Genomic DNA, 11,834 nt, shown 5'->3' on the forward strand with positions numbered 1-11,834 from the left:
TCCACCATGGGCCAATCGTTACAGGTTGAATCTGGAATGCGAAAGGGGTGTAGCCAAAGGCACCCCATTTGTCAGGCCCGGGACGGAGCCGTTCCCAGAGGGTCAACCAGGCTGATCGCAAGTGCTTCCAAGAGGAGCAAAGGCGCGGCTGATCCCTGGTTTCGTTGTCGCGCCAACCCGATGGCTTCAACTCGGGCAAGAGAACTCTCCACCGTGGTTGCAGCTGCGACCTCTTCGACCTGGTTCACCATGTCAATGTTCACCAGGCTAGCCCCTGAGCGAAACTGCACGGTCAGCACATCCCGGTAGAAGGACAGCAGATCAGTCAGTGCTCGATCGATCATGTCGGCGAGGGCGCGCCGGTTGCGGCGCTTCTGTCGCTCTTCAAAGTCTCGAATCCGGGCACGCAGGGAGGGGGGCACTCTCTCGCCCTCTCGAATCCCCAGAGACTTGAGCAACTCGGCGTAGAGACGGGCATCCGTGACCTTCGTCTTCTCTTCAGACATCTTCTTGACCATCTCATGCATTCGACCTGCGGAATGGACAGCCTGCCCCACAGAGGTCGCCCTCAGGGGAAGCGAGAAGACCGCCTTGATTTCATCCCGGAGATTGGCGTTACGCAACATTCCCCGGGCAAACCCCACGTGGGACTGGGCAATCGTGGCGGCTTGGAAGGCCGCTTCGAAGGGAACACCTTCGGTTTCAGCCAGGTATCGGGCCACTTCTTCAGCGGCCGGAACCCGTAGCGCCAACTGGCGACACCGCGAGCGAATCGTGGTGAGGACTTCGCGCGGAGTTGGGGCACAGAGGATCCAGATTCCCCGATCCGGGGGCTCTTCAACCGACTTGAGGATGGCATTGGCTGACTGATCACCGAGGCGATCGGCGTCCTCGACAATCGTCACGCGCCAGCGTCCGCCGGTGGGGGCATCGTAGGCATGACCCAGCCAGCTCTCCCGTACCTCATCCACCTTGTAGGTAGTCTCATCGGTTGCGTACACCTGCACGTCGGCATTCGTTCCAGCCAGGACGGTGTGGCAACCGCTACATGTCCCACACCCAAGCGTCTCACCGGTGCACTGCAGGGCAGCGGCAAGAACCTTGGCTGCCGTTGACCGCCCGGATCCCGGGGGCCCAGTAATCAGCCAGGCATGGGCCAGTGCCTGCCGGCCGGCATTTTTGTGCTCGACAATCTGGCGTCCCTCAAGCGCAGCGGCCTGCAGGGTCTTCACGACCTCTGGCTGTCCAATGAGCTGATCCCAAATGGTCATTGCTTAACCCGTGTGAGCAGGGCCTGAACAACGTCCTCAAACACCTGCGGTATCGACTGGCCGGCGTCAAGCACAACAATGCGCTCCGGAAACTGCTTAGCAATATGGAGGTATTCTTCACGAACTCGCTGGTGGAAGCTCAGACCCGCACTTTCGAGACGGTCTAGCCCCTCACCCATTGAGTGAACGCGACGAAGCCCCTCTTCGCTATCGACATCGAAGAGCAGGGTGATATCGGGTTGTAGGTTTTGGGTGGCCCAGTCGGAAAGACGGCGGATCTCTTCCGGTCCGAGGTCGCGGGCCGCCCCCTGGTACGCCACGGAAGAGTCCGTGTACCTGTCCTCAAGCACCGTCGTTCCCGCGGCGATCGCGGGACGGAGCAGGGTCGCAGCATGATAGGCCCGATCGGCGGCGTAGAGCAGAGCTTCGGTCCGCGGGTCAACATCGGCTGGCCCGTGCTGAATATGCTCACGCAGCTTCTGCCCCAGGGGTGTGCCACCGGGCTCCCGGGTTGAAAGCACGTCAACTCCGCGCGCCTGCAACTCTTCGGCTAGCCGCTTGACCTGGGTGGACTTGCCGCAGCCATCCCCACCCTCAAATGAGATAAAAAGACCCGGCCCTTCACGGTCAACCAGAGACCTGGCGAGTTCGTCTAGAGCCCACCCCTGCTCTTCACTCACTGGCGACTACTTTGCTGCGCGCTTGGCGGCGGGTTTACGAGCCGCGGGTTTCCTGGTGGCGGGCTTGCGTGCCGGAGCCTTCTTCGCGGCCGGAGCCTTGTCCCGTCGATCAGCCAGAAGCGTGTAAGCGCGCTCTGCAGTCAATCCCTCAACCGTCTCTGATCTGGGCACCGTGGCATTGGTCTGACCATCAGTGACATAGGGGCCGAACCTGCCATCCTTGACGACGACGGGTCGCTTGGTCACGGGGTCCTCACCGAACTCACGAAGGGCGGTCTTGACCGAGCCTGCTCCACGTCGCGTCTTGGGCTGAGCGTAAAGTTGCACCGCCTCTTCAAGGGTGACAGTCAGCAGCGACTCTTCACTGGGAAGTGGTCTGGTGTCACGCCCCTTCTTGAGATACGGGCCGTAGGGACCATTCTGGGCGGTGATGACATCACCTGACTCTGGGTCCTTGCCAACTTCACGCGGCAGGGACATCAACTGAACAGCATCCTCAAGGGTGACCGTGCTGATATCCATTGAGGAAAAAAGGCTGGCGGTCTTGGGTTTAGGTGCAGTCTTGGACTTGGCTGTCTTCTTCGCCGGCTTCTCCTCTCCCTCAACCTCAGCGGGTTCAGGCAAAACCTCGGTGATGTAAGGACCGAAGCGACCGTTTTTGACAATGATCATATGCCCGGTTTCAGGGTGAACTCCGAGTTCACGGCCATCGGAAGCAGCCTGAGTGAGAAGTTCATCCGCAAGTTCCGGTGTCATTTCATCCGGCGCCACCGTCGGTGGCACCGAACAGCGCCGACCGTCCTCGTGCTGCAGATAGGGACCGTAGCGGCCAATGCGCAGGACGACACCGGGCGCCACGTCCACCGAGTTCACCTCACGGGCATCAATGACTCCAAGGTTTTCGACTGCGTGACGCAGGCCGTGAACTGCAACCGGGTTCTCGACCTTGGCTTCCTCCCCCTCGACCTCTTTGGCACCCGGACCGGCTTGACCAAAGTAGAACTGCTTGAGCCACTCGGTGCCTGCCGTTTCACCCGCGGCGACGTGGTCTAGGTCGGCCTCCATTGAGGCCGTGAACTGATAGTCAACCAGCTCGGAGAGGTTTTCAACCAGCAGGCGGGTCACTGAGAATGCCAGCCACGTCGGAACCAGGTACTGACCCCGGTGGGTGACATAGCCGCGGTCTCCGATGGTTTGAATGGTGGCTGCATAGGTGGAAGGGCGTCCAATCCCCAAATCCTCCATGGCCTTAACCAAGGTTGCTTCCGTGTAGCGACCGGGTGGCGTGGTTCGGTGTCCCTCGGCTTCGACCTCGGTAACGCCAACACCCTCTCCCTCAGAGACCTGGGGGAGATCCTGCTCTTCAACCTTGCCTGAGGCCTTTGCCCCGTTGCTCTTATCCTTTGACTCCCGGTAAAGCTGCTGGAAGCCAGGGTCGGTGATGACAGTTCCCGAAGTCGATCCGGATGCGACCGAGTACCCCTCGACCTCTTCGGTCAGGTTCACGTCAACCTTGACGGTGGCGGTGAAACCAACTGCGTCAACCATCTGGGAAGCAACGGTGCGCTGGAAAATCAACCGGTACAGGGCCACCTGCTGCGCGGACAATGTGTCCGCCAGAGACTCTGGGGAGCGGAAGTGGTCACCCGAGGGCCGGATGGCCTCATGGGCCTCCTGGGCGCTCTTCTGCTTCTTGGCGTAGAATCGAGGCTTCTCAGGAATGCTGGCCTCACCGTAGCGCTCTACGGCGACCTTTCGGGCAGCTGAAATGGCCTGTCCCGACAGATTGGTTGAGTCCGTACGCATATAGGTGATGTAACCCGACTCATAAAGTGTCTGGGCCACACGCATCGTAGTTGACGCATTCCACTTCAGTTTGCGCGAAGCATCCTGCTGCAGGGTCGAGGTCGTAAAGGGCGCAGCTGGGCGACGGCGGTACGGCTTCTGCGTCACAGCTGTGACTGTCCCCCGCGAGTCCTCTAGCGCTACGGCAAGTCGTTCCGCCACGCCTGAGTCAAGGACAACCGTCCCGGCCTTGTTCGCCTTTTCGGTAAGCAAACCGTTGTCACCAAAGTCCGCACTGGCAGCGATCGGCGCGCCGTTGAGAGCATTGATCTTGACACCAAATGCCCGTTCGGTGTCACCCTCCGCAGAGGTCGGGATAACGGTTGCGGCAAGTGACCAGTACTCGGCACTGACATGTGCCATTCGTTCCTGTTCACGGTCCACCACCAGCCGGGTTGCCACGGACTGAACGCGGCCGGCTGAAAGAGAAGGGGCTACTTTGCGCCATAGAACTGGCGAGACCTCATACCCGTAGAGGCGGTCAAGGATTCGACGCGTCTCTTGAGCGTCAACCAGGTCCTGGTCAATGTCACGGGTGTTGGCTAGAGCGCCCTGGATGGCGTCCTTAGTGATCTCATGGAACACCATGCGCTTGACCGGAACCTTCGGTTTGAGCACCTCAAGAAGGTGCCAGGCAATGGCCTCACCCTCTCGGTCCTCATCAGTTGCCAGGAAGAGTTCATCGGCGTCTTTGAGGGCTTTACGCAGTTCTGCCACACGCTTCTTCTTGTCTGTGTGGACCTGGTAGTAGGGCTTGAACCCGCCCTCGACATCGACTGCGAACTTTGAGTAAGGACCGTTCTTCATGGTCTTCGGTAGGGCGGAGGGGGTGGGGAGATCACGAACGTGCCCAACCGATGCCTCTACCTGGTACTCATCCCCCAGGTAGCCGCGAATCGTCTGGGCCTTAGCCGGTGACTCTACGATTACAAGCTTCAATTTCGCTTGGCTCCGTCCTCAATATCTTTCAGTACCGCTACGGTACGTCTTTGCGATGGCTTCTTCTAAGACCGTCAGGGCTGACCATATACCCACGCTGCCAGTGCCGGTCAAGCGGAACCATAGTTTTGTGGATGTGCACAGTCTGCCTATCCCTGTGGTTCAACAACCACCAGCACCCCGGATCTGAGCAGTTCAGGAAGAGCTTCTTGCACCTCTTCGAGCACGTCATCACCGCTCTTACCAAGAAGGTGCGCTACGGCAGGGATCACTTGGTTGGGGGCCAGTTCACCCTCTGAAACCCCGATAAGCGCAGCTACCGCTGAAGAGACTGTTCGTTCCCGCCCTCCAGCACGTCCCTGGGTGACCCGGATCAGTTCGGGGTCAGACTGCCCGGGAACGTAGTAGCGCACTTCGCGAACATCGCCTTGGCGTTCAAAGACTGTACTTCCCCAGTCCTCAGGTAGTTGAAGATTTCCGAGGGCGGTTGCGACGGCCACGCCATCCAGCGGCTCACCTTCCGAAAGGTGCTCGGCCACGAACGTCAACTCACCCGGAGGCATACCGAGAGTGCGACCGACTCGGATCGCAATCGATCCGAGTCCAACCCACCAGGCGCCCGCGCGGAAAAAGTCTTTCAACCACGTCTCATACTCTGCTGCCCACATTTCACGTGGGACGCCCTCACCCCACTGGTCCCGCATCCACCATTCGGCGTACTGGGCGACATCAATAAGATCGCGCTGCACCACCCAGGCATCGACGCTACGCCCATCAGCAAGCAGTGGTTCTGCCGCCTCTTCAACCCAGCGGCGGGGGCGGCGCTGCCACCGTTCCGGCTTGGCCTCGACCTCCCAGTTCGCCAGCATCTGCAGGGTGCCACCATCATTGAGGTGCTGAACTGCGGTCTTCATAATTAAAGGAATGAGATTATCCCGGGACAGGCCCCCGTCCCGGTACTCAAGGTTGGCGCGCTTACGCACAGCATCCGGAGTGATCACAAATGGCGGGTTTGAGGTGATCAGGTCAAAGCTTTCCCCTTCGACAGGTTCAAAGAGGGAGCCCTGCCTAACATCGACCTCAACCTGATTGAGCAGGGAGTTAAAGCGTGTGAAGTTGCAGGCCCTCTCTGAGATATCGGTGGCAACAACCCGCTTGGCGTGCGTGGCCAAGTAGAGGGCTAGAATCCCGCAACCAGTTCCCATATCCATGGCTGAAGAGACCTTTTGTCGCATGGTCATGCGCAGCAGGTTGGTCGAGGCCGAGGCGATGCCGAGAACGTAATCATCCGTTGGGGGACGCCCGGTTTGCACCTGTGATTGATCGGAGGCGACCCACCAGTTATGGGTGATAGTGCGCGCCTCTTCATCCTGAGGATCGGCGTCCCAGTTGGGGATGGTGGCCGCGTGAGGGCGCAGGTCCACAGTCGCACGAACCAGACCGTCTTCTTCGTCCTCAACTACGATTCCCAGGGCAACAGCCCCTTCGACACCAAGGTGGGGCAACGCATACGAGACGGAGCTGCGAACCATCGGCTGGGCCAAAATGAACAAGCTGGTCAAAACAGCCATCGCAGAGGTGTGATCACGCAGCTGCAGGATGGCAGGCACCATCTGGTCCCGTTCCATCGCAGACTTGGACATCGGTGACAGTAACGCGTCAACGCCCTCTACGGTCCACCCCGCTATCTCAAGATCCCCCCGGAGAAGATCAATCAGACCTACCTCAAGGTTCAGAAGCACCCCGGGCTCATTCATTTCAGTCATCCCCCACCTCCGCCATTACCCTGCCACAGACCACCGACATCAGCCGTTCTCGACGCACTTCCACCACCCACTAGAGATCGAAAGTCACCTTGGCCCTCGAAAATGTCGGCGGGTCGCTCTACCCTGATAGTGCCGAAGGTCTCAGACCGGATAGAAGGGGACGCTATGGGAACGACCCAGGTTCAGGTCAAGCGAATCTACGAGGACGTGGAACCAAGCGATGGGGCGCGGGTCCTAGTCGACCGGCTCTGGCCGCGTGGCATCAGCAAAGAGCGGGCGGACCTGACCCTCTGGGCCAAAGAGGTGGCACCATCGACTGATCTCCGTAAGTGGTACAACCACGATCCCGCCAAGTTTGCCGATTTCACGGCGAAGTACGAGGACGAACTGAAGAACCCACCCCAGTCTGACGAGTTTGCAAAGTTGGTTGAGATGGCAAAGGCGAGTCCACTCACCCTATTGACCGCCTCGAAGGCCGTGGATATTTCGGAAGCATCCGTACTGCAAAAGCTTCTGATGCCCTGAACACTCCAGGGGTAGCCTCGTGACCATGTCAAAGCCTTTTTCCCACAGTCAGCACACGGCCGTCGTGTCCCTTGGGCGCCCTCCCCGCGTAGACGGCGCCGCAGTCAACCCGCCCATTGCCATGACCTCAACCTTCGTTGGCAGTGACTACGTCACCCCCGAGAATCGGGTTTATGCCAGGTTTTCCAATGCCTCCTGGGAACCTCTCGAAAAGGCCGTTGCGGCACTGGAAGGTTCCGAGGTTCCAGCTTTGGCCTACGCGTCGGGTCTTGCGGCTGTCTCGGCTGTCTTCGACCTGGTTCCCGGCGGTGGCACCATTGTCATCCCCACCGCCTCATACAACGGAACGGTCGGCCTGGCCCGCGCCCTAGCCGCCGAAAGCAAGATCCAGCTGCGTGAGGTCGACCCAATTGATACCGAAGCCACCATCGCAGCCATGGATGGCGCAGATCTGCTGTGGATCGAATCCCCTTCGAACCCTCTGCTGGAGGTCGCTGATCTTCCCACACTGATCAAAGCTGCCCGACAGCGCGGTCTGCTCGTGGCAGTCGACAACACATTTAGCACGCCTCTGCGCCAGCAACCGCTGCGCATCGGTGCGGATGTGGTGGTGCATTCAGCTACCAAGTTCATTTCGGGGCACTCCGATGTCATCCTCGGCATCGCCGTCACCAAAGACCCTGAGCTACGCCAGAAACTCCACGCACGGCGCAGCCTACGCGGCGGAATCCCTGGACCATTTGAGGCCTGGCTGGCACTGCGGGGACTTCGAACCATGGCGCTGCGTCTGGACCGTTCGGAAGCCTCGGCGCAAGCCCTGGCTGAACGCTGCGAAGCAAACCCTGAAATTTCGAGGGTTCGCTACCCCGGCCTTCCAACCGACCCCCATCACGAACGGGCCAAAGAGCAGCTTTCGGGTTTCGGTGCCATCGTATCGATTGAGGTTGAGGGCGGAGAGGAACGGGCTGACCGGTTCGTGGAAGCACTGCGACTTTTCGTCTCAGCCACCAGCCTCGGCGGAGTCGAATCACTGGCTGAACGCCGCCGACGTCACCCGTCGGAACCAGACCGGGTACCGACTAATCTCATTCGCCTCAGCATTGGGATTGAGGACGTGGATGACCTGTGGCAGGACATTACCCAGGCTTTAGAGAGCAGCCGCACCTAGTAGCCAGGAGCATCGCAACTAACACAGGGAGGTCTCATGAACCACGCCGTTTTCGTTGTCATCTACCTACTTGTCATGGGGCGTTAATCGTCGGCCTTGATGTCGCGTTCCTTCGTAACCACTTCGCATTACGCCTGATCACCAACATTGGTGTTGTGGCAGTCTTTGCAGTGGTTTACATCGCCTTCCTGAGGAACGTGTTCCAGCAGTAAAAGGCGGTGGCCGCCCCTCTACTGGGTACGCACACCCTTCGATTTCAGCCACTGCTCAAGCTGAGGTTGTCGAAGGGCCCCCACCTGCTTAGCGACGACCTTACCGTCTCGTAGTAGCACCATCGTCGGAATGCTCATGGCCTTGAAGCGAGCCTGCATCCTCGGGTTGTCATCTACGTTCACCTTGACGATCTTTAGGGACCCGGCGTACTTCTTGGAGACCTTTTCGAGGATTGGGGCGACCATGCGGCACGGCCCGCACCACGGTGCCCACAGATCAACCAGAACGGGCAGTTTGGTATCGACCACCTTGCTGAAGTTGTGGTCGCTGGCATTCGTCAACCAGGGCAGGGGACTCCCGCACTGACCGCACGTCGGCATTCCCTTGGCAATCTCCGGAACCCGGTTTTTCTTTCCACACGAAGTACATGCTGCAGTTCCCATGCTTTGATTATGCCCCCACCCCCTCGACCGTGCAGAAGCCCAAAGCGAACTCGTTAAGCCCGCGGCCAAGTCGGAAACACCCCGACGCCCCTCAAAGTAGGGTTCCCGGCCAGGTGTCCTATAAGCCCGACATGACGTCATCGTCTTCTTTGTAAACGAGTTTCCCCACAAGCTCGCCGTTGAGGTGAGCCTCAAAGCGGTGCTTGTGGGGATTCAGGGTGATCTCAACAGCGTGAGACATGCTTCCTCCGATTCGCAGCCAGTACCTTAGTCACTAGCCTGCGGGAGCGGAGTCGAAAAGGTCTAGCCCTTGCGTCCGAAGAGGAACCAGACAAGCGAACCGACAAACGGAGCGATAAAGCAGATCAGAATCCAGAGCGCTTTCATTCCGGTCGTGTACTTGTCGCTTCTGACAATGGACACCAACGCACCGATGAACAGTGCCAAGTAGGCGATGGAGGCAACGATGATGAGAATGCTCATCCCCACCGAAGCGGCTTGCTGGCCCGTGGTTGACATCGGTAGAAGGGTCGCGGTTAGTTGTGCGAGCATGGGCTTCCTTACGGTCGAAGTTAGATATTTGTAAGCCTCAGGCCGCGGCGTCAGCGCTGGTATGTTCCAACCAATACGCCGCGCGCCAGAAGGTGTGGCAATAGTGTAAACGCTGCACGGGTGGCGCTCGAATCAGAATCGAGGTCAAGTTCGTCGGTATCTAGCGCATGCACCGCGAAGTAGTACCGGTGCGGGCGGTCACCTTCGGGTGGCATGGGTCCCATGTATGCGTGGTCGCTGCCGTCGTTGCGGAGGTGGAAGGCCCCAACCGGCAGGGAAACATCGTCAGCTCCGGCCCCGACCTCCAGCTCCGTGGTGTCTGCATCTAGGCCGACAACCGTCCAATGCCAAAAGCCGGCGGGTGTCGGAGCATCCGGATCAAAACAGCTCACCAGGAAACCTTTGGTCTCCTCAGGGAAACCATGCCACCGCAGAGACGGGGAAGTATCGCTTCCCTCTCCGGTGAGCTCGACGGGCATTGCCGCGCCGTCAACAAACTGATCGGATTCAACGGTGAAAGAGGGGACAGCCGGCAGCATTTCGTAGGGGTCGGCCGCTACGGGACGATCATTGAGGTTCATGGCATTTCTCCTTTGATTCGCACGTATTCCTCTTCCAGTCTAAGGTCCTTCACTCGCCAACCGCGGGGCCATCGCTTCCATCTGCGCGACAACCTCCCGCACCGCATCCCCCTGCTGGTCGGGTGGGTACTTGCATTTGCGCAGCAGGCGCTTGATGTTCCGCCGCAACTTCGCCTTCACATCCGCCCGCACAGTCCAATCCGTCCGCACGTCGCGACGCATGGTTTCCACCAGTTCACGGGCAATCTGGGCGAGGACGTCCGAGCCCATCACATCGACAGCCGACTGGTTTTGCGCAATCAGGTCATAAAAGGCAAGCTCATCAATTCCAAGAGGAGGATCGAAAGTCTGACCGCGCCCCGCTTCGGCACGAACATCACCCGCCATCTCTACGAGCGCCGCGATTACTTGCGCTGCCGTGAGTTGCTGGTTCGTGTAGCGAATCATGAGCTCATTTACCTGACTGGAGAACTGCTCTCTTCGCACGGTGTTATGTCGCGCGGTCGCAGACATCTCTGACAGCAATAGAGCCCGCAAAGCATCAATTGCCATTTGCGCTTTCGTCGGCTGGCTTGCGTCCTCAACCCACTCGGGAGTTAGTGACTCCAACTGTGGTCGCGCCAGACCCGCCTTGGCGTAAATGTCGATGACTCCTTCAGACTCAGTCGATGCCACGACTATTTCGCCAAGTAAACGCTTCACATCATCCGGTACCGGTTCACCGCGGGCAAGGCGGTCCTGGGCATCCAGTTTGGCTAGCCACACCCGTACCTCTTCGTAAAACTGAACATCCGCCCGCCGCTCCTCAAGTCGGGGTCTCTGCTGGGCCGCCTGACCCTCCGGGGGAGGCGATCCCGCAATGGCGTAGTTGCGGGCCAGCCCTTTAGCGAGGGCCCGAAAACGGTCGGCAACCGGCCGTCGGTAACCATCCCCTTCAACCGAGTTGTCCTCAGTGGCGGGGTCACGCAGACGGCTGGTAATGAGTTTCACCGCGTCGTAACGCCGGTCTTTTGAGTACCACAGCGGCTTCCAATCGACCCCAACTATCTTGTCGAGGGCGTCCAACGTTTCCAATGCGGCCGCCGCCGCCTCTTCCGCAGTTGTTCCCGGTGTGCCGTCCTGCCCTCCAGTTTGGGTCGTCCACTCCCGCATGGCTTCCCCAAGGTTTTCGGCAACCGGGGCATACGCCACCAAAAGCCCGTCTTCTTTACCCCGGAAGGTTCGGTTGACTCGCGCCAACGTCTGCATCAGCAGCGCCCCCTTCAAAGGGCGATCCAGATACAGGGTGTGCAGGGGCTTGGAATCAAACCCGGTGAGCAGCATGTCTTTGACGAGGACGATCTCTAGTTCATCGTCCTCATCCCGCAAGCGCTTCTTGATTTCCTCATTCGCACTGGGGCGGCGCATATGCTTCTTGATGGTGGCGGTGTCGGCAGGGCTCGCGGTGTAAACGACCTTGATCTTCCCGCTCTTGTCGTCGTCACTGTGCCACTCGGGGCGAAGAGCCGTTATCTCCTCATACAGGTTCGCGGCAATCTCTCGCGTCGCACACACCACCAGTGCTTTCCCGGGGACACCGATGAAAGGCTGCATCGCCGCGCGGCGTTTAGCATCCGTGTCGACACCAACACGAGACAACTCCCTCTTCTTAGACACGCCAATCTCCATCAATCAGTGTCCAACAAACAGGGGTGAGATCAGAGCAACACCAGCTCTCCTATAAGGGGATAAAGGCCAGAACGTGGTGTTTATGATCGGGGTTGGTGGCGTGGTGGCGCGTGTTAGTGGCTGTTATTAACTCCCACAGAGTTAATAAGGGGTGGGTCGTTGACAAGGAGGACTCCTTGTGGG

General features: G+C 59.3%; 11 protein-coding genes. 2 read left to right on the plus strand and 9 right to left on the minus strand.

Features of this window, described 5'->3' with window-relative positions:
- Nucleotides 1–71: 71 nt before the first annotated feature.
- From CS903_RS02005 to CS903_RS02020, 4 genes are all read right to left on the minus strand, one after another.
- Nucleotides 72–1,271, minus strand: coding sequence for a DNA polymerase III subunit delta' (locus CS903_RS02005; protein WP_099331856.1), 1,200 nt, complete (start codon nucleotides 1,269–1,271; stop codon nucleotides 72–74).
- On the minus strand, nucleotides 1,268–1,951 hold the full coding sequence (tmk, locus tag CS903_RS02010; protein ID WP_099331857.1) for a dTMP kinase: 684 nt from the start codon (nucleotides 1,949–1,951) through the stop codon (nucleotides 1,268–1,270). Before tmk ends, CS903_RS02005 begins: the two co-directional genes overlap by 4 nt.
- A gap of 6 nt (nucleotides 1,952–1,957) precedes the next feature.
- Nucleotides 1,958–4,735 carry a type I DNA topoisomerase gene (gene topA / locus CS903_RS02015; protein ID WP_099331858.1) on the minus strand — a complete coding sequence of 926 codons (2,778 nt, stop codon included), beginning with the start codon at nucleotides 4,733–4,735 and terminating at the stop codon, nucleotides 1,958–1,960.
- Between the two features lie 149 nt (nucleotides 4,736–4,884).
- Nucleotides 4,885–6,501, minus strand: coding sequence for a DUF7059 domain-containing protein (locus tag CS903_RS02020; protein ID WP_242491701.1), 1,617 nt, complete (start codon nucleotides 6,499–6,501; stop codon nucleotides 4,885–4,887).
- Between the two features lie 165 nt (nucleotides 6,502–6,666).
- Between CS903_RS02020 and CS903_RS02025 the strand changes: the two genes are divergently transcribed.
- Nucleotides 6,667–7,026, plus strand: a complete 360-nt coding sequence (locus CS903_RS02025) for a DUF488 domain-containing protein (RefSeq protein ID WP_099331859.1) — start codon at nucleotides 6,667–6,669, stop codon at nucleotides 7,024–7,026.
- 25 nt (nucleotides 7,027–7,051) lie between these two features.
- Nucleotides 7,052–8,194 (plus strand): trans-sulfuration enzyme family protein, encoded by a 1,143-nt coding sequence (locus CS903_RS02030; protein WP_099331902.1) that lies wholly within the window; start codon nucleotides 7,052–7,054, stop codon nucleotides 8,192–8,194.
- 230 nt (nucleotides 8,195–8,424) lie between these two features.
- Here CS903_RS02030 and trxA read toward each other — a convergent pair whose 3' ends face one another.
- The 5 genes from trxA to CS903_RS02050 form a co-directional block, all read right to left on the minus strand.
- A complete protein-coding gene (gene trxA / locus CS903_RS02035) occupies nucleotides 8,425–8,850 on the minus strand; it encodes a thioredoxin (protein WP_099331860.1) in 426 nt (141 codons plus the stop codon).
- 118 nt (nucleotides 8,851–8,968) lie between these two features.
- Nucleotides 8,969–9,091, minus strand: coding sequence for a hypothetical protein (locus CS903_RS09575; protein WP_277984861.1), 123 nt, complete (start codon nucleotides 9,089–9,091; stop codon nucleotides 8,969–8,971).
- A 62-nt stretch (nucleotides 9,092–9,153) separates the two neighbouring features.
- Complete coding sequence (locus CS903_RS02040; RefSeq protein WP_207203719.1) at nucleotides 9,154–9,402, minus strand: PLD nuclease N-terminal domain-containing protein; 249 nt, start codon at nucleotides 9,400–9,402, stop codon at nucleotides 9,154–9,156.
- A gap of 50 nt (nucleotides 9,403–9,452) precedes the next feature.
- Nucleotides 9,453–9,983, minus strand: coding sequence for a YbhB/YbcL family Raf kinase inhibitor-like protein (locus CS903_RS02045; RefSeq protein WP_099331861.1), 531 nt, complete (start codon nucleotides 9,981–9,983; stop codon nucleotides 9,453–9,455).
- A 39-nt stretch (nucleotides 9,984–10,022) separates the two neighbouring features.
- Nucleotides 10,023–11,639, minus strand: a complete 1,617-nt coding sequence (locus CS903_RS02050) for a type I restriction enzyme endonuclease domain-containing protein (protein WP_164996644.1) — start codon at nucleotides 11,637–11,639, stop codon at nucleotides 10,023–10,025.
- Nucleotides 11,640–11,834 lie beyond the last annotated feature (195 nt).

Origin of the sequence: Actinomyces minihominis (assembly GCF_900187855.1) — a bacterium.
Taxonomy (GTDB): domain Bacteria; phylum Actinomycetota; class Actinomycetes; order Actinomycetales; family Actinomycetaceae; genus Scrofimicrobium; species Scrofimicrobium minihominis.